The organism is Caballeronia sp. SEWSISQ10-4 2 (assembly GCF_030464885.1).
Taxonomy (GTDB): domain Bacteria; phylum Pseudomonadota; class Gammaproteobacteria; order Burkholderiales; family Burkholderiaceae; genus Caballeronia.
This window is the reverse complement of record NZ_JALPRJ010000102.1, coordinates 1-23,832: the sequence shown is the minus strand read 5'-3', so window position 1 is coordinate 23,832 and position 23,832 is coordinate 1. Positions and strand designations below refer to the sequence as shown.

Annotated in this window: 18 protein-coding genes; 3 read left to right on the top strand and 15 right to left on the bottom strand. The window is 61.2% G+C overall.

From position 1 onward, the window contains the following. Positions 1–159: 159 nt before the first annotated feature. The gene (locus tag M0D69_RS38580; protein WP_301787062.1) at positions 160–2,334 is read right to left on the bottom strand and encodes a hypothetical protein; all 2,175 of its coding nucleotides are present in this window, start codon (positions 2,332–2,334) and stop codon (positions 160–162) included. Between the two features lie 820 nt (positions 2,335–3,154). On the opposite strand from M0D69_RS38580, the gene M0D69_RS38575 reads away from it, so the two are divergent. After that, positions 3,155–3,337: a hypothetical protein gene (locus M0D69_RS38575; protein ID WP_301787060.1), complete on the top strand. Its 183-nt coding sequence runs from the start codon at positions 3,155–3,157 to the stop codon at positions 3,335–3,337. Continuing rightward, positions 3,334–4,326, top strand: coding sequence for a GDP-mannose 4,6-dehydratase (locus M0D69_RS38570; RefSeq protein WP_301787059.1), 993 nt, complete (start codon positions 3,334–3,336; stop codon positions 4,324–4,326). The genes M0D69_RS38575 and M0D69_RS38570 overlap by 4 nt, the downstream gene beginning before the upstream one ends. Here the strand turns inward: M0D69_RS38570 and M0D69_RS38565 are convergent. From M0D69_RS38565 to M0D69_RS38515, 11 genes are all read right to left on the bottom strand, one after another. After that, a complete protein-coding gene (locus tag M0D69_RS38565) occupies positions 4,316–5,287 on the bottom strand; it encodes a LysR family transcriptional regulator (protein WP_301787058.1) in 972 nt (323 codons plus the stop codon). The genes M0D69_RS38570 and M0D69_RS38565 overlap by 11 nt on opposite strands. Before the next feature lie 198 nt (positions 5,288–5,485). Beyond that, positions 5,486–6,652 carry a glycosyltransferase family 4 protein gene (locus M0D69_RS38560; RefSeq protein ID WP_301787057.1) on the bottom strand — a complete coding sequence of 389 codons (1,167 nt, stop codon included), beginning with the start codon at positions 6,650–6,652 and terminating at the stop codon, positions 5,486–5,488. 52 nt (positions 6,653–6,704) lie between these two features. Further along, positions 6,705–7,985 (bottom strand): glycosyltransferase family 4 protein, encoded by a 1,281-nt coding sequence (locus tag M0D69_RS38555; RefSeq protein ID WP_301787056.1) that lies wholly within the window; start codon positions 7,983–7,985, stop codon positions 6,705–6,707. Further along, a complete protein-coding gene (locus M0D69_RS38550; protein ID WP_301787055.1) occupies positions 7,982–9,514 on the bottom strand; it encodes a glucose-6-phosphate isomerase in 1,533 nt (510 codons plus the stop codon). Before M0D69_RS38550 ends, M0D69_RS38555 begins: the two co-directional genes overlap by 4 nt. 3 nt (positions 9,515–9,517) lie before the next feature. Further along, positions 9,518–10,675 carry a glycosyltransferase gene (locus M0D69_RS38545; RefSeq protein WP_301787054.1) on the bottom strand — a complete coding sequence of 386 codons (1,158 nt, stop codon included), beginning with the start codon at positions 10,673–10,675 and terminating at the stop codon, positions 9,518–9,520. Between the two features lie 56 nt (positions 10,676–10,731). Continuing rightward, positions 10,732–11,748 (bottom strand): glycosyltransferase family 2 protein, encoded by a 1,017-nt coding sequence (locus M0D69_RS38540; protein ID WP_301787053.1) that lies wholly within the window; start codon positions 11,746–11,748, stop codon positions 10,732–10,734. Positions 11,749–11,766: 18 nt separating this feature from the next. Continuing rightward, complete coding sequence (locus M0D69_RS38535) at positions 11,767–13,992, bottom strand: polysaccharide biosynthesis tyrosine autokinase (RefSeq protein WP_301787061.1); 2,226 nt, start codon at positions 13,990–13,992, stop codon at positions 11,767–11,769. Positions 13,993–14,035: 43 nt separating this feature from the next. Then, complete coding sequence (locus M0D69_RS38530; RefSeq protein WP_301787052.1) at positions 14,036–15,211, bottom strand: polysaccharide biosynthesis/export family protein; 1,176 nt, start codon at positions 15,209–15,211, stop codon at positions 14,036–14,038. After that, entirely contained in the window at positions 15,205–15,660 is a 456-nt protein-coding gene (locus tag M0D69_RS38525; protein WP_301787051.1) for a low molecular weight protein-tyrosine-phosphatase, read from the bottom strand. The genes M0D69_RS38530 and M0D69_RS38525 overlap by 7 nt, the downstream gene beginning before the upstream one ends. Positions 15,661–15,778: 118 nt before the next feature. Further along, positions 15,779–17,170, bottom strand: a complete 1,392-nt coding sequence (locus M0D69_RS38520; RefSeq protein WP_301787050.1) for a UDP-glucose/GDP-mannose dehydrogenase family protein — start codon at positions 17,168–17,170, stop codon at positions 15,779–15,781. A 39-nt stretch (positions 17,171–17,209) separates the two neighbouring features. After that, positions 17,210–18,580 carry an undecaprenyl-phosphate glucose phosphotransferase gene (locus M0D69_RS38515; RefSeq protein ID WP_301787049.1) on the bottom strand — a complete coding sequence of 457 codons (1,371 nt, stop codon included), beginning with the start codon at positions 18,578–18,580 and terminating at the stop codon, positions 17,210–17,212. A 507-nt stretch (positions 18,581–19,087) separates the two neighbouring features. On the opposite strand from M0D69_RS38515, the gene M0D69_RS38510 reads away from it, so the two are divergent. Next, a complete protein-coding gene (locus M0D69_RS38510) occupies positions 19,088–20,593 on the top strand; it encodes a mannose-1-phosphate guanylyltransferase/mannose-6-phosphate isomerase (protein ID WP_301787048.1) in 1,506 nt (501 codons plus the stop codon). 91 nt (positions 20,594–20,684) lie between these two features. Here M0D69_RS38510 and M0D69_RS38505 read toward each other — a convergent pair whose 3' ends face one another. The 3 genes from M0D69_RS38505 to M0D69_RS38495 form a co-directional block, all read right to left on the bottom strand. Continuing rightward, on the bottom strand, positions 20,685–21,683 hold the full coding sequence (locus tag M0D69_RS38505; protein ID WP_301787047.1) for a transposase: 999 nt from the start codon (positions 21,681–21,683) through the stop codon (positions 20,685–20,687). A 371-nt stretch (positions 21,684–22,054) separates the two neighbouring features. Further along, complete coding sequence (locus tag M0D69_RS38500; RefSeq protein ID WP_301787046.1) at positions 22,055–23,086, bottom strand: glycosyltransferase family 9 protein; 1,032 nt, start codon at positions 23,084–23,086, stop codon at positions 22,055–22,057. Between the two features lie 9 nt (positions 23,087–23,095). Then, on the bottom strand, positions 23,096–23,832 hold a 737-nt coding region (locus tag M0D69_RS38495; protein ID WP_301787045.1), incomplete at its 5' end, for a polysaccharide biosynthesis protein.

Genomic DNA, 23,832 nt, shown 5'->3' with positions numbered 1-23,832 from the left:
GTTGGAAAAAGAAATGAAGTGCCGCCACGCACAGTGGCTAATAGTGATAAAGAGATCAGCTAACTCACGCAGACCACCAACACCGAAAGCACCAACCCGGCATTGACTCCGACCACCACGCCCGCCCCCAAAACAAACCCTAAAGTGCGAACGAACAGGCTATGGCCGCCACCGGTACATCATCACCTTCCCCCGCGCATCCTCTTCAACAAACACGAGGTACTCACCATTCGCCTGGCGGCTAGCGCTAATCCCATTCGGCACATCCACCCACCCCGACGCACCACCCACCTCCGGCCCCGGCTTGATCACCCCAACCTCACGCCCCGTGTCCTTCTCATACACATGCACCATCCCAACCGGTTCCACCGTGAACAAATACTTGCCCTCGACCGTCAATCCAATCGTGGTCGCAAGCGGCTTGCTCTTCGTGTCCCACGGCAACTCAATCGAATACCGCTGCTGCGGTTCCTTCGACCAATGGTCGTAGCGCACCAACCGCCGCCCAACTTCCTTCCAGAAACCACGATCAAACGGCTCGTCCGCCGTGTAACCCGTGACATACATCGTGTCCGTATCCGCCTCGTACACCGCGCGCTTGACCACGTTGAACGGCGCAGGCATCGGGTAGTTTTGCGCGTCGTCATACGCGTATTTCGGATTGCCCACGCGGTCCACGCCACCGTATCGAAAGCGATTAATGCCGCGAGCGTCACTCGTGTGCCAAATGTCGCCCTTCGTGTCGACCCACCATCCCCAACCGCCAGGGTTCGGCAGCAAACCGTTGTTCACATCGAACTCGTTCGCATCGAACCGGCCATTGCCGTTGTCGTCACGCCAGATCCAGTCACCATGCGGCGGATGATTCGGAATACTCTCCGTGCCGCGTTCACGCCCTGCGAAGTACCCCGAAGGAATTGCAAGCTCACCATCGCGCTTTGAATCGAAGCGATAAATCTTCAGGTGATCCGAATACATGTCCGTCAAGTACAAGAACGTACGGCCATCGATCTTGCGAGCGATCGGTTGTCCCGGCCAGTCACCGATGCTAAAGCTCGGGTCCTCGGGATACTTGAAACGCCCCGACAAGAAACCCGCGTACTTCCATTCCTGTCCCACCGGCTTCGACAAATCCAGTTCAAAGCGCTTGTTGCCGGTGTAGACGCTATTCGGACGCGCCGGATCCATCCACGCACCGTCCACGAACAACAGTCCCTGCACCTGCCACAACTGGCGGCCATCGGGCGCATAACTCTCAAGCGTCGTGCCCAGCCCCGCGCCGATCGAACCCTGCCTCACGCCAATCCCGTTCGTCGATACATAGACGTTGCCCGCCGCGTCCACGCCCACACCCGTGAGTCCGTTGAAGCGTTGCGGACCAGGCCGCCCCGCGATGCCCGAAAAAATGCCACCGCGTTCACCCAGCGCGCTCGACTCGCGGTACCTGTTCGCGCCGCCATCGCGCGTGAAGATCAGCACCTGCTGACGCGGCCCGTTGTCGGCGACCAGCAAACGGCCCTGACCGTCTATCGTCAGATCGACAGCGTCCGTGCCGGCGGCAAAAACAGGTGCATCGTCGATCGTCACGCCCACCGGCGAGTAGTGCGCAAGCCGCGCTTTACCGCCCTGCGTATTGACCAGCGCCCACAGCGTGCCGTCCTTCGCGAGCGCCAGGCGCCCCGGCTGCGTCGCGTTCCATTTGCTCGTCTGCTGCATCGACTCGGCGTCGTACACCTCGATGCGATTCATCGCGGTATTCGCGACGTACAACAGCGCGTCCGTCGCTGCCAGCCCACCAACGTCCTGCCTTAACTCGTCCGTCTTCGGCGCGCCACGCTTGTCTTCCGGCGCCTCGTTGATCATCAGGAACGCGGCGGCGAGCTGCGCATGTCCGTCTTTATCGCCGGCGAGGTTCGCCTGGAACGCCACGCTGCGCTTGACGTCGCCAATGTCCCGGCGCGACACGCCAAACCATTGCGTGCCCTTCGGCGGCCACACCCCCGGCTTCGACAACTTGCCGCGTTCGTTGCCCACCCCGACCGCGACAAACGCATAGCGCCGGTTCAGCGCGATTGCGTTGCCGCCGTAGTTGCCCCAGCCATGCGTGCCGCCGGCCGTGCCGAGCACCTTGCCATCCTTGTAGGCGCTCACTTCCGCGCCGCTTTCATCCCACGGCGCGTTGGTGTACACGCGGCCGTCGGGCGTGACGGCGATCGCGGTGATGTTGATCTGCGTCCAGACCCCATCGCCGAAACCGAAGGTGTTGCCAATCCAAGATGTGCGCGCCTGCAGCACCGTAGGCAACACCGCATACGCGGAGCCCGCTGCAACCAGACTGAGCGCGCCAACAACCAGAAAACGTGATGCCAGAAGCGACAAACGCGAAAAACGCAAAAACCGCGAAAAACGATGCAAGAGGTTTTCTCCGTCTGAGAGCGGCCGGCCCTGCTCCCATCGGCCGATGGTGCAAACCAGGCGTCACGGCCGTTACTCGGGTTAACCAAGCCTACCGTTCAAATATTGCAAAAAAATCTGAAATAAATGGAATGCAACCAAAGACCGACAGTGGTAAATGAGCCACAAAACGCAATCAATTACCGTTAGAACCATCTTTTGAGTGTCGCCCCCGAAATGCCCCAGGAATCAATGAAGCGCGAGAGCCTTTGTCAGCGCGGCACCGAGCCCACGACTTACTTTCGCATTGACTTATTTCATTCAAGAAATTTGTTTCGAAAAGTAATAAATACAGGGCATCCCGACCGCTTTGAGCCTGCTTCCAGGAAATACTTTTTAACATCTCACCTGAAGCCGATCCAATATTTTCCCGTTTGTTTTTTTATAGAATCAGCAAATCGTAATGCTAGGCTTTCGGGCCAAGGCGTGACGCTGCGCGCGGCCGACAGATGCCTGCCTGCATCGGAATTTTCGCCCTGCGTGCCAAAAGGCGCGGCCCAATGCGACAGTATTCAATCCTACGGCGCGTGACCCCGCTCGAAGATCGCGCTTAACCGTTTGGCAATTAGTTGGCGGTACTTCACGTCGGGCGCCGGCTACTCGGCGTGTTCCGTCCCCTTGAATTAAGGGCGACGTGATAAAATTGCCCATTAAATCAACGTGGACAATGGCTGGAAATCCCCGTCGCACTGGGCGCGGAGTGGAATTCGGCATTCTCATGCGAATACCCTTGCATGATGAAACCCATCGCTCGGCGGCTGCATTGCCGGAAAACGGCAAGCGGCTGGCGTCACCAGACAAGGCATGGAAAACCATTCCCATGATGCCGCAAACACTTTGCGAAACGGCCCCAAACGGCCGCCGCAAACATCAAGCGCAATGAACGATATAAAACATCCTGACGGCGGCAAACGCCGTCGCGCTCTCATCACGGGTCTTTCGGGCTTTACCGGACGCCACATGGCCGCGCGTCTGCTGGACGAAGGTTACGACGTGTGGGGCACGACTTCACCCGCCTCCGAGCCCGACGTGCCCGGCACAACCGGCGTTCCCGTCAACCTGCTCGATCTCGACGCGGTGCGTGCGTGCGTGTCAGACGCCAAGCCCGATGTGGTCGTTCACCTCGCGGGCCTCGCGCACGTCACGGGCAATCCGCCCACGCAAAGTTATCTCGTCAACATCATGGGCTCGCGCAATCTGCTCGACGCGCTGTCCCAGCTCGACCAGAAACCTCGCGCTGTGCTGATGGCGAGCACGTCGAATGTGTATGGCAATGCGAACGTGGAAGTCATCGACGAAAACGTGCCGCTGAATCCCGGCAACGACTACGCGGTCAGCAAGCTTGCCATGGAGAACATGGCGCGCCTGTGGCTCGACCGCCTGCCCATATTCTTCACGCGGCCGTTCAACTACACCGGCGTAGGCCAGGGCGAAGACTTCCTGCTGCCGAAGATCGTCAATCATCATGCGCGCCATGAAGCACGCATGTCGCTCGGCAACCTCGCCGTGAGCCGCGATTTCTCCGATGTGCGCGACGTAGTCGAAGTCTATACACGGCTTCTGGAAGTCGCGCCCGTGGGCGAAGCGTTCAACACCTGCTCGGGCACCGGCCATTCGCTGGGCGAAATCCTGACCATGCTGCAACGCATCGCGGGATACAAGATCGATATCTTCGTCGACCCGCGCTTCATGCGGCGCAATGAGATTGCGAAGCTGGTCGGTTCGAACGTCAAGCTACGGCGCGCGATTGGCCGCGTACCCGTCACGCCGATCTACGACACGCTCGAGTGGATGTTCAAACACGCTCGCGCGCAGCTCGAGAGTAGTGAAGCTAATGAAGCGGTGCAGAACGGCGTTGCCGTCAAGACGTGACGTGGCTGGCGTGATCGACATGTCCGGTATGTCCGGCGAGCAGATCGTCCGCGGCCACCTGCAATGACGATTGCCGTCTGTAAATCTCCGCGATCCACTCTATAAACACCTTCACCCGCCGTGGCTGATGCCGGTTCGCCGCGTACAGGATCGACACCACACGCGGGTACGACGGATACGCCTGCAGCACTTCGACCAGCGCGCCGCTTTCCAGATACGACGACAGCGTATAGCTCGATGCCTGGATCAGCCCGAGGCCGGCCAGGCCGCACTCCACATACGAATCCGCGTCGTTCACAGCCAGCACGGCCTTGAGCGGCATTGTCTTGGTCTCGCCGTCCACCACGAACTCCCAGGCTCTGACGCGCCCTGTCTTGCTCACCAGATAATCCACACACATGTGATTCTCGAGATCTTCGAGCGTCTTGGGTTCGCCATATTTCGCTATATACGACGGAGCTGCTGCGGTGACCTGGGAGTAACGGCCGATCGTCTTCGCCACCAGGCCGATATCGCCGACTGCGCCCACGCGGATCACACAGTCCACGCCCGCCTCGATAATGTCGACTTGCTTGTCCGTCAGGCTCATTTCAACGCGGATATCCGGGTAGGCCGCGAAGAATTCGGGCAGCGCCGAGATGATGGTGCTTTTCGCCATTAGGGCGGGCAGGCTGACGCGCACAGTGCCTTTCGGACTCAGCTTGGAGCGGGACAAGACGGACTCCATGTCGTCCACTTCGCCGAGGACGCGCACACAGCGCTCGTAATAAATCTCGCCGTCTTCGGTAATGCTGATGCTGCGGGTTGTGCGGTTCAGGAGGCGCGCGCCGAGGTGCGCTTCGAGTGCCTGAACGGTGCGCGATACGCTTGCGGCCGGGAGGCGCAATGCATCCGCCGCCTTGGAGAAACTACCGCTCTCGACCACGCGCACGAAGACTTTCATTGCTAGAAATCGGTCCATGCTCGTCGGTTCCATTCTGGCCCGCGGGGGTGGTGCATTGCGCGGGCGCGTCGTTCCGGTCAGGGAAATAGAATGTAATAGTACGACGCTTCAATGGATCCTTGCTTGCATAGGGGGTTCGCCGGCGCCTCGGGTCAGTTTTGCGCGCTGCCTGCAACCGACCACCGGCCCCAACGAAAACCCCCAAACAACCCTTTATTAATGCACCACTCCCGCCTGAATCGCCTCGCTATACACCGCGGCTACGCGCTTGGCGATCACCGGTGTATCGAAATTTTCGCGCGCGTAGAGCCGGCATTCCTGCTCCGTCGGCAACTTGAGCGATCCGTTAAGCGCACCGATCAAACCATCGGCAATGGCATCCACGCCCGTCGAAGGTAAAACAAGGTTCCCGGACAGTGGCGCGACCGCTTCCGGCAAACCGCCCACCGGCGTCACCAGCACCGGCGTCCCCGACGCAAGCGACTCCACCGTAATCAGCCCGAAACCTTCGAGCGCCACGGTCGGCACAATACTCACATCGGCTGCGCGATACAGCGACGCCAAATGCCGGTCAGGCACAAATCCGAGCAGCCGGACGTTGTCGTCAAGACCCGCGTCCGTGATGCGCGCCTGCAGCTCCTCGGCCAGACGCCCCTTCCCCGCGATCAACAACAACACGTCAGGCTGCTTCGCCTTCACGCGCTTCATCGCTTCGATAAGATCCTCCAGCCCCATCCGCCTGACCAGTCGACGCACCGCCAGCACAACTGGCCGGTCTTGCGGCAACTGAAGCCGGCGACGGGCATCGGAACGGCTAAGCGGCAAATTGAACTGCGAGACATCGACACATCCCGGCACCACACGAATCCGGTCGGCAGGAATCGCGTAACGCGAGTGCAGAATCTCGCCGAACGCCTCCGACAACACGATCAACCGCGACGAGCGCGCGTACACCCGCTGCTCGAGCATGCGCTTGGTGCGCTGGCCGATGGAATCGGCGCCTTCAACGTGGCTCTCGTCCGCCCACGGCCCCTGGAAATGCGAGACCTGCGGAATGCCGCGGGTGACATCGAGTCCGGGGAAGGTATAGAGCGCGAAATGCGACGAGACCACATCGGGCCGCTCGCGGCTCAACGACGCCCGCAACGCCCGGCGCGCGGCCATCAAGCGGCGCGGCAACGACTGCGCCGCCGGACCGAAGCCGCGAATCGCGCCCTCGGTGTCCGCGGCCACCCGCTCCGACCCCGCGACCACGCCCCGCACCGTTACGCCCGCACCGGGCAGCGCGCCCACCAGCGTGTGATACATCCGGTCCAGACCGCCCGCGCGCTCGGGGAACCAGTGCATTCCAATTTGCAGCGACTTGATGGCTTGCGTGCTCATGTCCACGACCCCGATCGAAATAGTTGATGGATAACAATGTCCGTAGAACCGCTCATACGGGCCATGCCCGTGATTGATTCGTCAGGCTAGGCACTACAAAAGGAGCCTCGCTGAGCGTGGCGTTCTTCATAAGCGCCGCCGCTTTGGCCGCCCCGCCGTCCGCCTGTGCCTCACCGGAGCCTGCCGCTGCGCCGGCCTGATTCGCAAACCCGCGATACAGATCGAGATACCGCCGAGCCATGCGTGCCCAGCCAAACTGATCCGCCAGCAGCCTCGCCGCTTCGCCCATTTCACGACGCAGTTCGGGAGCATCGGCGAGCGTTGTAATCGCACCGGCGAGTGCGGTGGCGTCGTCGGGATCGTCGAGCACGATGCCGCAGTCCGTGCCGATAATCTCCGCCCCGCCCGCCGTCTTGGCCGTGATGACCGGCAGCCCCGCCGCGAGCGCTTCGAGCAGCGAGAGGCTCATCGCTTCATAACGCGACGGGAAGACGAAGGCATCGACGGAATGCATCAGCGTGGGCATGTTCTTCACCAGCCCGAGAAAATGCACACGATCCGCAATGCCCAGCGCGCGGGCTTCATCGGGGTAGGGACTGCCCGGGATATAACCCGCCACGGCCAGTTGCACATTCGCGGGAAGCTGCACCAGCGCTTTCAGCACAGTGTCGAGATTCTTGCGCGGCGTGCGCAGGTCGCCGACGAACAGCAGCAGGCATGCATCGTCCGGCAATCCGAACGACTTTCGGTCAGCGCCCTTCACCCGGGCCGCTTTGAACGCGCTCGTATCCACGCCGTTATAAACCACTTCGATACGCTCGCCGGCCACGCCGTTCGCACGAATCTCGATGGCAACTTTCTCGGACACGGCAGCAATGACCTTCGAGCGCTGATACGCCCAGTGTTCGAGCCGTGCATTCACGTGGCTGTACAACACCTGGTAGGCGGACCACAAACCGCCGGTGAGCCTGAACGGGTAGTACGGGCTGCGCAGCCAGCCGCCATGCACGAAGTGCGCTGTATTCACGTCGGCCTTAGCCCACGATATAAACCCGTTCACATGCAGCACGTCGTATTCCTTCTTGTGCGCCCTGAGCCACAACGCCGTCTTCAACGCAAATATCTGCTGCTTGAAAAGCTTGGTCGGCCAGAAGCGCCCGACCTTGGTCTCGACCCATTGCAGGCGTGCTTCGGACGCCAGTTCCGGCGCGACGTGCGACGCCAGCAGCGTGACCTGATGGCCTTCCGCCAACGCGGCGCGCGCGATCTCGTAGTTCACGCGGCCTTGCCCGTCGTTGTGACGCACGACATGAGTGACGATGGCGATTCTCATCGGAGTGCCTTCTTTTCAGGGAGGGAGTGTGCGAGGAGCGCTTGCGCGCGGCGACGCTCGATCCGCATGTGATGGCGGGCAGCGAGGACCGAGCCGAGGCCCATGTAAAGGATCATTCCACCGATGGACGTGAACGTATTCGTGAACACCAGCATGCCGACGATCGCAAATGCAACGCTCAGGGAGGCTTGCGCGTATTTGTCATCGCGTAGCGAAAACGAAGCGCGAAACGCACGCATGATCAGCAAACCCAGTCCGGCGAGATACATCAGCGAACCCGGCCAGCCGAGGACGAACGGCACATTCATCACGCCGCTGTCGAAACTGCCGTATTTACCGAGATCGCCGTTGGAGCTCGAGAGTTTCGTCGATGAACCGGTCGCGCCGAACCCTTCACCGGAGACGTCGGTGAAGGCTGTCTTTGCGAACGACGCGTAGAACTCGTTGCGCGCAGCGTAGCTGTTGTCATCGCTGAGATTGGTGATGGATTGCAGGCGCGTCGCCATCTTGTCGGCAATCGGCCCGAAGGTGAGCAGCGGCACGGAAAGCCCCGCCAGCACCACCGCGCCGACCAGAATCCGCACCCGCACCTTGTTGCTCGCCTTCAGCAGTTGCAGGACCATCGCGATGACCCAGCCGCCCCAGGTGGAGCGCACCATGCACAGGCCAAACGAGATGAAACCGAGACCGCCCGCGACCCAGCGCACGCTTTGCGTGCCGGCCATGGTGAAGGTGAGCGCGGCCATCATGGCGAGCGCGAACGGGCCGGATGAATTCATCGTGCTGAACACACGCACGCCGAGCCGGACCGGATCGCCTTGCGACGCCATCTGCGAGCCGATCATCCACATGGCGTCCCAGCCCGGCATCAGGAAGAACTGCACGAGGCCGTAGCCGCCCATGAACAGCATGCCCCAGATGAACGTGTCGAGGATCGCCTGGCGGTACTTCGGATACTCGCGGGCATGGACCATGATGTGAAAGCCGATCAGCACCGGATAAAGCCACGCAGCGAGGTCGTAGGTGGCCGCCATCGGGCCGTTGGACATCACGCCTATCAGGTAGGCGTAGGCGAGGCCCAGGAGGATCAGGAGGATCGGCAGGCCGCGCCGCTCAGCCAGCACACGATAATGCCGGACCACTGTAATCGCGCAGATCATGGTCACGATCACCGGAGCGACCTGGATCAGGCTGGTTGGCGTGAAACCGCCCTTCGCGAAGTCAGCGAGCCGACGCACTTCAGGACTGAGGAACCACTGCCACCAGACGAAACCGATATAACGCGCGGGACTCTTGAAATACAGCCATAGACCGACGCCCGTCGCCATGGCCGGGAACCCGTAGGTCAGCGCCGTGCCCTGATGCGCCAGGATGAGCAGCAGCGTGAACATCCAGAATCCGGTTTGCGGCAACCAATGCTTGGGGTCGTCACGGAACAGGCCGAGAAAACCCGCGCGCAAGGGCTTGCCGCCGTTCTCGATCAGATCGGCCAGATACTTCGGCGTGCGCGGGGCGGCCGGTGTGCTCATGGATCAGTTCGTCCGGCGTTGAGGAGTGACTTGGCCGAGCTCGGCATGCAGCGTCGCTTCTGATGAACGCAAGGGCGTGTCCGTGCGCCGCGTCTTCATGAAATCCTGCGTGATACGGACATGCTGAAGCGCGAACTGGCGGGTCGTGTAATCGCGTGCGGCGAAGTGACGACTTGCGGCCCTGGCGCGTTGCAGTGCGAGCGCAGGATCGGCGACGATTGAAGCGAGCGTGCGCTGCAACGCGGGCACATCGTGTGGCGGCACATAGAACACGTGCTCAGGGCCGAAGTAATCGCGCAACGAACCGACATCAGAGACGATCACCGGCTTGCCAAGCGCCACCGCTTCAAGCACGACCGTTATGCCCGAGACATGCGAGTTCGGCCGCAACGGCACCACGATTACATCGGCCCAGTCGTAGAGTTCGCGCGCCGCTTTCAGGCCGAAAGCCGGCGCGATCTTCACGTTGCTCGCATGCAGCGCTTTCGATACCCGTCGACGCGTCGCAATACGCACTTCATGCGCCGGGTTCTGCCGGAACGCCTGGACGAGCGACTCCCAGTCGCGATCGCGATCGTTACCGATCGCTGCAATTCTTACTGGCGTATGCGGCTGCCAGGACGCGGGCTCCTGCAACGGAAAGTCGTGCGGGTTGATGCCGTAGAAAACCTGTTCCACGTCGCGCTTGAAATATCCGCGCGCCATCTGCGCGTTCTCGCTCGCGTGCGTGGTGAGGACATCGGCGCGGGCTAGCAGCTTTTTGTACACCCACTTCCTGAGCGCACCGAAACCCGCCCACTTGTCGACCAGCCACACGCTTTGCGCGAGCAACATCGGATTGCCACGAGCGCGGCCTTTCAACAGCAGCAACAGCGCCGCCGATAAATGCTCGTGCTCCGTATGCGTCCACACCACATCCGAGTCCAGAATCTCCTCGCGATTGCGCCACGTATGAATGACGTCGAAGCCGAGCGCCGCCTTCAGTCCACGCCGCGCGAGCCGCACGAATTTGTTCTCCGGCTCATCGCGCGAATACGTCAGCGTCAGCTCCGGCGACTCTGCATGGTGATAACCGTACAGGCAGCCGATGTTCTCGCCTGCGCGATAAAACCGCGGGTCTGCGCCGTAAAACAGATGCACGTGAACTTTGGTCGCTTGCATACGGGAAGCCTCCACGTCGCCGTGAGGTTGTGAGTTCCGGACCCGCGTCACGCGGCTCATGCGGCTTTCGCGCCGTCTGTGCGGCCGCGCATGGCGAGCGCGTAGGCGGCGGGCTCATGCTGCGCGTCGCGACGCGCGTCATGCGCGCCTCGACGCATCGCGCGATAGCGTGCCCAGCAGGCTACATTGCGGGTGCGGGCGAGTGCGAGCAGCGTATGCGCGAGGCCGGGCATCGCACGGGTGCCGATGGCGGCGTACCAGTACCACGCCACATGTCGTGCGACCGGGCTAAGGTGCTCGCGCAGCACCAGATGCAGGTTGTAAGCGGTGTCCGAGAGCGCACCCAGGGTTTGCGCATCGCGGCCGTTGTCGTCGAAACGTTCGGCGGGAAAATGATCGACCGCAACGCGCGGATCGTAGACCATCTTCCAGCCCGTGCGCCGCACGCTCAGGCTGAACGAGAGGTCGTTGCAGGGTTGTGCGCCCTTGCCGCGAAGGCGTGTATCGAAGCGCAATCCGCCTACGGCCGAGCGTCGATAAATCATGTTCGCGCCCTTCAGCAACGAGACCGGTCGCGGCGCGCCCACACCCAGATGATGGTTGCCGCAAATCTTGCCCGTGCGGCGAATGATGCCCACTTCCGAACGCTCGCCATCAAGTAGCGCACCGCGCTCGAACACCCAGTCGCGGCCACCGAGCGCACCGAGTTCAGGATCTTTGCTGAAGGCTTCATCGATACGCGCCAGCCAGTCAATGCGCGGCGCGGCGTCGTCGTCGGTGATCGCGACAATGTCGCCGCGCGCCGCATCCAGCCCGCGGTTGAGCGCCGCAACCTGGCCGCCCAGGCCGGTCTCGATCACGCGCAGCTCGAACGGGTTGTTTTCAGCGAGTTCCGTTTCGAGTGCGCGATGCGTCGCCTCGTCCTCAGGACGCGCCACCACCAGCACCTCGTCTGCCGGACGCGCCTGCGCGCGCAACGCCGCCATACAGCGCTTCAAATCAGCGGGACGGCGATACGTCGGCACCATCACGGAGATGGTCAGGGTCGATGTCGATGTCGATGTCGATGTCATGCGGCGCTCCCCTCGCGTTCAAACGTTCAAGTAGTCTTCGACCGCTGCATAGTGTCCGCGGTTGTAACCACGCGAACGTTGCGGCATGCCGTTCATGATCGCGCCGTGAAGCGGAATGCCCGCCGTGCGCAGGCGCCGGATGGCATCGGAGATCTCCATTTCGTTGTGCGCGCCCGAGCGCATCACGAGGAAGTTGGTGCCCGAAAGCTTACCGATAATCGATGCGTCCGTGACGGCAAGAACCGGCGGGGTATCGATGAACACGACGTCGTACACGCGCCCCAGCCCGTCGAGATATTGCTGCAGCCGCGGCGACATCAGCAGCTCCGACGGATTCTCCGGACGCTTGCCCGCAGGCATGAAACTCAGGAACGGCGTGCGCGTGGTGCGGATAGCCTGCTCAAGTCCGATCGTGCCGGCGAGCAATTCCGCGAGACCATTCGCGCGCTCGAGGCCGAACGAACGCTCCAGCTTGCCGCGCCGCATGTCGGCGTCGATCAGCAGCACCTTCTTACCGGACGCCGCGAGCAGCACCGCAAGATTCACCGCGAGAAAACTCTTGCCGACGCCCGATGCCGGCCCCGTCAGCATCACGGTGTGATTGCGCGCTTCCATCAGCGTGAACTGCAGCGAGGTGCGCAGGCTGCGCATGATTTCGACGCAGACATCGTTCGGACGCATGGTCGCGAGAATGGGCGAAACCCGGTCGCGATCGCGCTCCGTGCGTTTCGCTTCCGCGTCGAGCTTCACCTGCTCCACGCTCATCGGTACGAGTCCGATCAGCGGCAAACCGGCCAGACGCTCGACCTTGTCCGGATCCACGATGCCCTTGAACATTGCGCGGCGCAGGAACACCAGACCCGTCCCGAGAATCAGGCCGAGGATCACGGCCGCCGACATGATGAGGACCTTCTTCGGCTTGATCGGCGCACCCGGGCGCAGCGCGGCATCGACTATATGCACGTTGCCGCCCGTTCCCGCCTTCTGCACCGACAGTTCCTGCACACGGTTCAGCAGCAGCACGTAGATGTCTTCGGCCACCTTCGCATCGCGTTGCAGCGACACGGCTTTTACTTCGGATGCCGGAAGATTCTTGAAGCGCTCGCTGAAGCGCGCACGTTCCGCTTCGAGTTGGCCAAGCTGCTGCTGCGCGACGATAAGCGCCGGATGACTGCTTTCGAAACGCTGGTTCAACGTGGCGATCTGCAGCTTCAATGCGGAGATCTGCGCTTCATAGGTGATGCTGCCTTCGAGGTAGACCTTCGCTTCATCGCTTGCGTTGATCGAACCGGACTTGCTCTGGTATTCCGTCAGCGCCGCTTCGGCATGTTCGAGATCGCCCTTCAGCCGCGGCTGTTCGCTCTTCAGGAACGCGAGCATTTTTTCCGCGTCGGCCTGCTTGCTTTCAATGTGCTGAAGCAGATACGAATCGGCCAGCGCATTGGCAATTTCAGCGGCACGCGCCGGGTCGCGGTTTTCGAGCGAGATTTGAATCACGCCCGTCGACTTGCCCTGTTCGACGACCGTAATGCCCGACTGAAATGCGGCGATGGCATCGAGGTCATTGGCGCGCATCACCTCGAAACGCGTACCGGGACGCGCCACCAGTTTTGTTACGTTGATAGATACGCCATTGCCCTTCTCCATCTCACCCACGCGGCCTTCGAGCAACGGCACGCCCTCAGGGGTTGCGAGCGAATAGCGCTCGTTGCCAAGCGCGGTCATGGTCATCTTCACGCCTTCCAGCGGCTGGACCACTTCGACCGAATCGACCACGGCCTCTTCGCCGCCCCACGCATACGAGGTCATGCCGAGCCACGGCTTTCCGGGCTTGCCCGGCGTGGCGAGCCGCGAAGCGAGGCTACCCAGCAGCGGCACTGTCATCGGGCTCACCGAGAAGTTGAGCTTGCATTGCGTGATGACCGGCGCTACCACACCGCGGCTCTTGATGATCTCGATCTCGGCGTCGGTTGGCAAGGCGCCCGACGAGTTGCCGATAGCGGCGCCCGTTTGCGTCTGCGTGAGCGCTTGCGACGTGTTGTCGGACTGCTCGACGCGCACATGCGCATCGGCCGAATAGACCGGCTTCGCGACGTAGCAGTACGCGGCCGCGGCAAGGATGATGAACGCCGCGGTCCCGATCAGCCACCAGATGTCGTCTAGGATCACCTGCAGCAACTGCCCGAGGACGACGTCCTCTTCTTCGGTCTTGCCCTGATAAGAATGTGCTGGCGTGCTCACGATTCAATCCCGGTTGGTTCGATGCATTCAACGCTGTAGAAAGCACTCATCGCGTCAGTTGCTTCAAGTAGAAGATCGTCTGCAAGCTCGGCAGAACCTGATTGACCAGACGGTTGAACTGCACTGCGCCGGCTGTACCCACGTACACCACGTCGAGCGGATGAAGCTGGAACTGCGTGGACAGCAGCAGCGAATCCGGCTGCGTCAGGTCCAGCCTGTAGATGTCCGGCGACGCCGGCTTCTCGCGCGCGCCGCGCACCACGTAGATCTGCCGCGCGTTTGCATCCGTGTCCAGGATGCCGCCGGCCTGCGTCAGTGCGTCGGCGATAGTCAGGCGGCCCTTCATCATGGAGACGGGCACCGGTGTCTTGACTTCGCCCATCACGAACACGCGGCTGTCGGTCCGGTCCGGCACGTTGACAATGTCGCCCGATTGCAGCATCACGTTTTGCGACATCTCGCCGCGGTCGAGCACGCCGTCGGCGTCGAGCTCGTAGAGTTTGCCGTTGCGCGTGAGACGCACGCGCTGCAGATCGGCGTCGGCGTTCGTGCCGCCCGAGCGCGTGATCGCGTCGACCAGCGTGAGCGGCACGTCGCTCATCGCGAGCGGCCCGGGAGACTTCACTTCGCCCGTCACCGAGACCTTCTGGCTGCGATAAGCAAGCACGCGTACGTCGACTTGCGGCTTCTTCAGGTACGGCGACAAGCCCGCAGCGAGCTGATCGCGAATCTCGCCCGCGGTCTTGCCCGTTACGCGGAACTTGCCGACAAACGGAAAATAGATCGTGCCATCCGGCGCGACGGTCTGGCCGAATGGATCGGCCTGTCCGGGCAACGCGGTGGTGTACGGCTGCGCGAGCGCGCCGGCGACCGTTTGCGTGGTGTTGCCACCCGCCGACAAGGTCTGCCCCTGCTGCGTGGTGAGCTCCGGGTGATCCCAGATCGTGATGCCGAGAACGTCCTGCGGCGCCACGCGATACACATATTGCGCCGGGTCCGCGAAACGCGCGGGCGGCAGCAACGGCGCCGGACCCGGCCGGTTTTGCTGCATGATCACGTCAGCCGTGATCAGGTGCACCGGATAGGTCGCGGTCGGCGTGGGATCGGTGTCGTTCAGGCGCGACGTGTTCAGGTTATAACCCGGCAAGGCGCCGCAAGCCGACAGAAAAGTCGTCAGCGAAAAGACCACGGAAACAGATAAGACTACAGACCGGTTCACCATATTTTATTCAGCCATCCCTGGACCAGACGTTCGATTAGCCCGAAGCTCTCGCGATAGGCAGTTTCGTGGCCGCCGTATGGATCGGCCACTTCAGAGTCTTCCCACTTGCCGAGCAGATGTACCTTGCCGCGTGTGTGCGGGGCCATCTTTTCAATCGCGGCAATCTGATTTCTTTCGGGCACGAGAATCAACTCGGCTGCGCGCGCCATGGACTCGTCGAGCCGGCGTGCGGAATGTCCCGATGGATCGACGTCGCGCTCCGCCAGCAGGCGGTACATCGTCGGATCGATATTGCGGCCGTCCTCAGCAAAGAGGCCGGCAGAGCGAAATTCGATCGGGCGTCTTGGCTGTTTGCTCGCTAACTTGCCGGCGTAGGCGCGGAACAGCATTTCCGCAGCGGGGCTTCGGCAGACGTTCGCATGGCAGACAATCAAGACGCTTCGAAACATAGGTTGTATCCGTTAAAGCGGCGCAGTGCGCGGCATCGGGTCCTTCAGCCGAGCCACGCTTGCAGCGCCTGAGTGTGTCGATGTTGTTTTTATTTGCCAGCCGATCTTGCCAGCCAGGTCAGGCCGTAACGGAAGCCTTCACTGCCTGCCGGACGCCGCGCCCGATCGCGTGATACTCCACGCCAATCTCGTTCATGGTTTCCGGCTCGTAGAGGTTGCGCCCGTCAAAGATCAGCGGGGTCTTCAGGCGGCGTTTCATACCGTCGAAATCCGGGCTCTTGAAGACCTTCCACTCCGTCACGATGATCAGCGCGTCGGCGTTATCGAGTACTTCGGTGTGATCGTTCGCGTAGGTGAGACGCGCGAGTTGCTCGGGCGTGTCGCGCAGATCCAGTGCAATCACGCGGCGCGCTTCGTCTGTTGCGACCGGATCGTAGGCGCTGATCGATGCACCGCGTTCCAGCAACGCCGCGATCAACACACGGCTCGGGGCGTCGCGCATGTCGTCGGTATTGGGCTTGAATGCGAGGCCCCACAATGCAAATTTCTTGCCGCGCAGATCGTCGCCGAGACGCGCCACGATCTTGTTGGCCAGGGTTTGTTTCTGCGCCTCGTTCACCGAGGTCACCGCCTTCAGGATTTCCATCTGCTCGTCGTACTCGCCCGCCGTCTGGATCAGCGAGCGTACGTCTTTCGGAAAACACGAGCCGCCGTAACCGCAACCCGCATACAGGAAGTCGTAGCCAATGCGCGGATCCGAGCCGATACCGCGACGCACCGCTTCGATATCCGCCCCCACACGATCCGCGAAATTCGCGAGTTCGTTCATGAACGAGATACGCGTGGCGAGCATGGCGTTAGCCGCGTACTTGGTGAATTCGGCGGAGCGCACATCCATGTAAAGCGTGCGTTCGTGATTGCGGTTAAACGGCGAATACAGGCGCTTCATGCGTTCACGGGCGCGTTCGCCGGGGACGTCGTCGTCGCAACCCAGCACGATACGGTCGGGCCGCGTGAAGTCGTCGATAGCCGCGCCTTCCTTCAGGAACTCGGGGTTCGATACGACCGAGAACATGTGCTGCACGCCGCGTGTAGCGAGCTCCTGATCAATCACCGCCTTCACGCGACGTGCCGTGCCGACCGGCACCGTCGACTTGTCGACGATCACCTTGAAGTTCGTCATATAGCGGCCGATGTCGCGCGCCGCCGCGAGCACGTACTGCAGATCGGCGGAACCGTCCTCGTCCGAGGGCGTGCCTACCGCGATAAACAGTACTTCGCCGTGTTCGACCGCAGCCTTTACATCGGTGGAAAAGGTCAGGCGGCCGGCCGCGCGATTACGCGCGATCACGTCTTGCAGGCCCGGCTCGTGAATCGGCACACCGCCGCCGTTCAGGATCGCGATCTTGCGTTCGTCGAGATCGAGGCACAACACGTCGTTACCGATGTCGGCCAGACACGCGCCCGTCACGAGGCCTACATAGCCGCTACCGATGATGGTGAGTTTCATAGCTCGCGCTCCAGGGTTGGCAAATTTTTCAAAACGTTCTTAGTAAGCGTTGGCACCGGCAAAACCCTTCCACAAAGTCATTGCAACGATCTTCATGTCGAGTCCGAAGGTCCAGTGCTGCATGTAATACAAATCCAGTTTCACGCGTCCCATCATCTTTTCGATGCGATCGGTCTCGCCGCGAAAACCATTCACCTGCGCCCAGCCGGTGATACCCGGTTTAATCCGATACCGGTACATGTAGCCCTTCACGAGATCCTTGTAGATGTCGTCGTGTTCGAGCGCGTGCGGGCGCGGACCGACCACCGACATCTCGCCTCGCAGCACGTTGATGAACTGCGGCAACTCGTCCAGGCTCGTGCGACGCAGGAAGGCGCCCACACGCGTCACGCGCTTGTCGCCCTTCTTCGCTTGCGTGACGTGACCGGCCGTCTCCTGGTGAACCTTCATTGACCGAAACTTGTAGATCTCGAACTCGTTACCGTCGATGCCCTTGCGCTTCTGCTTGAAGAACACCGGTCCCGGCGAAGACACCTTCACGGCCACCGCGAGCACAATCAGCAACGGCGCCAGGCACAGCAGCACGCCTGCTGCGAACAAGCGGTCGAACACGCGCTTCGGCAGCACTTTGAGGTCCGTGATCGGAGACGCGGCCAGGTTGATGGCCGGCACACCGAGCAGATCAACCACTGCGTGGTTGAAGAACGACAGGCTGCGCACGTCCGGGATGAAACGGATGTTCACGAAGTCGTCGCGGAATTCCGTGACGAGCTTATGGATGGTCCGCTCCTGCGAGATCGGCAACGCCAGCCACAGTTCGCGGATCGCACGGCCGCGCACCAGCTGCGTGAGGTCGGCCAGATCGCGGCTCACCGGCACGCCGGCAAGCGTGCCTTCCGGAAAGGTTTCATCGAACACGTATACGGGGCTAAAACCTGCCTCGGGGCGGCTGCGCATCTGCTCGATCAGGAACTGCCCGTAGGGCGCCGCGCCAACGATAGCAACGGCCTTCTGATTAAAACCTTCGCGACGGATCGACTTGAGCGTTGCATGCACGAGCGCCTTCGAGAGCATCAGCAAGGCTGCTGCCGCCACGCCCCAATACAACAACCACAAACGCGACAACAAATCCGCACGATGCACGCTGAACGTCAGCAGCACACCCGCGCCTTCAACCATCAACCACGCCAGCGTCACGCGCCACAGCAGGTCGTACACGGGCTTGCCGCGCCACGAGCTATAGATGCCGAACGACGGGAACGTCATGATCACCAGCACGCAGTTAAACGCCAGCAGCGTGCTTTGCATGTCGTCGAGCCAGACGGCATTTCCCGCGTGTATCGACGCGGCGAGGAGCGCGCCCAGTGCGACCATGGCAATGTCGATCATTCTCGAAAGCACGCTCAACATGTAAGACACCTCGGGTGGAAAGACACGGTCGACTCAATCCCGCTTCACTCAGTCGCTTCGCAAAACAGGGGAGCAAAGGCGGAGAAACGAGAGCGCCCGTCGCCTTGGTACATACCCGTATAAGGCTGGAATTAAATTCATGCTGCAACCGCAAAATAATGCGGGTGTTAATTCGCGCTTTTGAGCGTATTTATTTTTGTCATGAAGCGGCCCGAGAGGGCTAGCCAGCAGTTCGGAACTGCGGCATTGACGAATTTTTTTCAGAATGTTGCGTTTCCTCCAAGCCTTCTCCACAAAGGCTCCTAGCCGAATTCTAAGCAATTAATTTTCGAGAAAAAATTCCTGAAAAGTAAGAAAAAAATTCAGGCGTGTATTTCGGTTACGTTTAATTACGAAGTTACCGGTTTGGATATATTTAGTGATTATTTTCTGGTTTTTTGATTTATCAGCTATTTAGTACGTGCTAAAAATTGCAATACCCGATCAAGCTCAAGGAGTCCCCTCGTCATGACCGCTCTCGACACGACACTTATCAGCACGCCACTCACTCCGGCCGCCACCGAAGCGAAACTCAGAATCCAGCCGGTCATCCTGGCCGGCGGCGCAGGTACACGCCTGTGGCCCATGTCGCGCGAGCATTTCCCCAAGCAGTTGATTGGTCTGATCGGTGACCAGTCGCTGCTGCAGTCCACCGCACAGCGTCTCGATGGGCTGACCTACGGCACCGCGCGTATCGACGACGCGATCATTGTGTGTGGCGAGGATCATCGCTTTACGACGGCGGACCAGTTGCGTGCCGGCGGACGGCGCGCGCATCTCGTGCTTGAGCCCGTGGCGCGCAATACCGCGCCGGCACTGACTGTCGCCGCCATGCGCGCGATGGCGGCCGGAGAAGACGTCATTCTTGTCGTGATGCCGGCAGATCACGTTGTTACGGATAGCGAAGCATTTCACAAGGCCATCGGCGCGGGTGCGAAGTGCGCGCAAGACGGCGCGATTGTCACGATGTGCATCGTGCCGACACATGCGGAAACGGGCTACGGCTACATCAAGGTGGGCCAGCAGATGCTCAGCTCAGGCGCGTGGCAGCTCGAGAAGTTCGTGGAGAAACCCCATCTCGAACTGGCGCGCCAGTACGTCAGCTCGGGCGAATACTGGTGGAACGCGGGGATTTTCATCGTGCGGGCTTCAGTGTGGCTCAAGGCCATCGAGCACTTCCAGCCTGCTATCCATGCTGCCTGCCTCGCCGCCTGCGACGCCGGCACGCATGACGGCGAGTTCTTCCGGCTCGACAAACAGGCGTTCGCCGCTTCGCCGTCCGACTCCATCGACTATGCCGTCATGGAGCAGCTTGGGAGCGATCAGAGCGTCTGCTCGGGCGCAGTCGTGCCGCTCAACGCGGGCTGGTCCGACGTGGGTTCATGGGACGCGATCTGGAAGATCCTGCCCAAGGACAGCGAAGAGAACGTCGCGCGCGGCCGCGTGATGTTCCAGGGTTCGTCATCCACTTATGCGCACTCCGAAGGCCGGCTGATCGCGTGCGTAGGCACTCATAACCTGGTAATCGTGGAAACCGCCGATGCCATTCTTGTCGCGGACAAGGAGTGCGTGCAGGACGTGAAGGCGATCGTCGGGCGCATCAAGGCGGAGCAAGGCAAGGAGGCGGCGGATCATCGCAAGGTGCATCGGCCATGGGGCCATTACGATTCCATCGATAACGGCGAGCGCTTCCAGGTCAAGCGGATCGTGGTGAAACCGGGCGCGCGGCTGTCGCTGCAGATGCATCATCACCGCGCCGAACATTGGGTCGTGGTACGTGGCACGGCGCTCGTCACGCGCGGCACCGAGACGTTCATTCTCGCGGAAAACGAGTCCACCTACATTCCGATCGGCGTGCAACACCGCCTTGAGAACCCGGGCAAGATGCCGCTTGAAATGATCGAGGTGCAGTCGGGTACGTATCTGGGCGAAGACGATATCGTCCGCTTCGACGACAAGTACGGCCGGGAATAAAAAACCGTGCGGCGCGAGATTCAGACGCGCCGCACGGTTTTTCAAATCAAACAGACACCGGAAGAGACCTGGCGCCGTGCACTATCCAGCGTTAGCCCTGCACGTCCGCATAACGGCGAGTCTCAACGCGCTCCGGTGTTGCGGTGCCCTCATGCTGGGGCTCGTTCCGCACGTGGTCGGAAGCGGGGCTCGAAGGGTGGTCGGAAGCGTGGTTCGAAGCAGCTGCGGCCGGCACCACACGCTGAGGCGCGTCCGCGGTAGCCTGCACAGGATGGGTCACGCGCGTGGATTGCGCCGCGATCCATCTGCGCGACCATTCGAGCGCATACCCGGCTGCTTCCTCCGCGTTTTCGTGGCGCGGACCGATCAGGCCCGAACGTTCCACCCGCCGGCCATCCTTCACGATTTCAGCCCAGCCGCGGAACATGCTGCCCGCAACCGGCCGCGCGATGGCGTAGATGACGTAACCGTGGCCGTCATGCACCGGGGCGCAGTCGGGCTCGAAGGCCATTGGCGAGGGGTCGCGCGCTGGCACGCCGGACGTCCCGCGATGCACGGCGCGCGAAGCGTTGTTGACCATGGCCGCCCGGCTCGGCGACAACGGCGTTGGCGCATTGGCGCGCGCGACGTCGTGTGCTTCGGCGAGCCGCCGCGGGACGGGAGCGAACAGCGCGTCCACCGCATTTTCGCTGCCTCCGTCAGAACCGCCCCACGACTCCGGGTTCTGCCAGAACACGCCGCGCAGGCGATCGCATTCGTACGCCGGCTGTGCCGGGCGCGGCTGCACTTCGGCCGGCATGGACGGCACGATGGCGAAGGACCGGCCACGCGATGCGAGCCGCGTCACCATTTCGATCAGCGTGCCGTTCATTTGCCAGTCGTTGAAACGACGGCGGCAGGTGGGCACGGTCGGATAGTGACTGGGCAGCTTCGACCAGGTTTCGCCGGTGGTGAGAATCCACAGCACGGCATTCACGATCGTGCGCGGGTGCGCACGCGGACGGCCGCGCCGATGTTCACGGACTTCACCTTCGGCGACCAGAGAGGCAACCATTGCCCACTCTTCATTGCTGAGTTCGTCAAAAAACATTGCGTTGCTCCATGCAGTCGGACTGCGCTGCGAATGTTGAACCAAGCGTGGCAGGCGTTGTTTCTACCCGCAAAACGGCTGAATCAAGAAATTCGGGGTGTTCGCAAACGTTTGCTGAAAACGACAAGTTGGTGCATGCAATCTGCATCAAATCCGCTAGCTGGTGCAGATCAGGTTCCAAAGAAGCGCACAAAACATCGTAATGCTTGAGTATGAAGATTATGTGCAGGAAGCATACCACCCTAATGGTTTGCCCGAATATGACAAGGCAGTAGATTTTCAGCAACCTTTATGAGAAAAAATTCTTACATTTTTAAGTAATTTATTCCGATTTTGGTACTTGTTACTTGACTTGGTTGGCTAAGCGGAAATTAAGCAAATCCATAAAAACTAGCATCAATCTTTAGCGCCCGATAAGCACGTTCGATCAGTTTTACATCTGTTACTCGATTACTCGCCTGGATGCCTTCCAATTCAGGAAGCGGCAACAGAACTGCATGGCAGCGCGGATAGTCGCGCACGCGCAGATCCGGTGCGATGGTCGTAAAAAGCGCCGTAGTCGGGATATCGAAGCCGGCGGCTATATGAACAGCCGCGGTATCCGGCGTCACCAGATAGGAAGCATGTTTGATCCACGCGATGAAAACCGCGGTATCAGGCGTGTGCGCAGCGAGATCGGTGTAGTGGGCGTGATCAACCGCGCCGAAACCCGCCACGGGCCGCCTGAAGCGCTGCCACAGCGCCTCAATGAAGTCCGCGCGCACCGAGGCCGGAATGCTGCGCACGGGCGTACTCGCGGTCGGGCACAGCAATACATAGTCACCGGTTAACCCCTGAGGCCGGGGCAGCGCCAATTCCTGCAGCCAGTGATTGCGCTTATCCGCGGCGGGAATCTCGTCGGCCTTTATCCCCATTGCGCCGAGAAAAAAATCGATCATCGGCAGCGTGGCGAACTTCGGCCAGAACAAATGATTACCAATGTCCACGCGTAATTCTGCGTGAGGAATAGCGTCGAGCTTCACTGGCAAATCGACGACTGAACCCAATAGCGGTGCGGCAAGCTCGTACAGGCGCTTTACATAGACGGGCGCCTGAGCCGGACGATAAATCCTGAAAGAAATGTGCGGAAACCGCGTCTTGATCGCGATAAGCGCAGTCACGCCAATGACTGAATCGCCAAGTGTCACACCCATGCCATTAATCACATGTACGCGCGACGCCGCCGCGTAATCCGCATTGAATTCAGCTAACGCGGCATTGCAAATGCCATTTGAAAGCCCGAGCGCGCGATAGCCCGTGGCGGGGCTGTCGGTCACTTCGAGATCGTAGGGCGCCACGATCTCGTCATGCGGCGAGATCAGGGACCCGGGATTCGTCAACGCGGAGGCATCATCCAGCAACATCGGCCGTGGTCAGTTTGTTGAACCCACGCGCAGCGGCGGGACACTTTGCAAAGCCGGCGACATCGTCGTCTGATATTCCGGCACCCAGCGACGCAGATCGCGGCGCACTTCATCGTCGGCCAATACGCGATGCTGCATCAGCCATGGCAACAATTCATCGAGGAAGTGATTCGGCACTTCTCGCGCCTGCGCGATTCGCAGCTTCGGATGCGGCGTGCGCGTGGTCGTTTCATCGTCCGCGAGCAGTTCTTCATAGAGCTTCTCGCCTGGCCGCAAGCCCGTGAACACGATCCGGATCTGCTCCTCCGAGAATCCGTACAAGCGGATCAAGTCGCGCGCCAGATCCACGATCCTCACCGGCTCGCCCATATCCAGGATAAAGATCTCCCCGCCCCGCCCCATGCTCGATGCCTGCAACACCAGTTGCGCCGCCTCCGGAATCGTCATGAAGAACCGTGTGATCTCCGGATGCGTCACCGTCACCGGCCCGCCCTTCGCAATCTGCTGCTGGAACTTCGGGATCACGCTGCCCGCGCTGCCCAGCACGTTGCCGAACCGCACCGTCTCGAACTGCGTGCGCGGCGCGGTCTGCTGCAATGCCTGGCACGCCATCTCGGCGAGCCGCTTGCTCGCGCCCATTACGTTGGTCGGGTTGACGGCCTTATCGGTGGAGATCAGCACGAAGTGACTCACCTGATGGCGGATCGCCGCACGCGCCACGCGCAACGTGCCCAGCACGTTGTTGC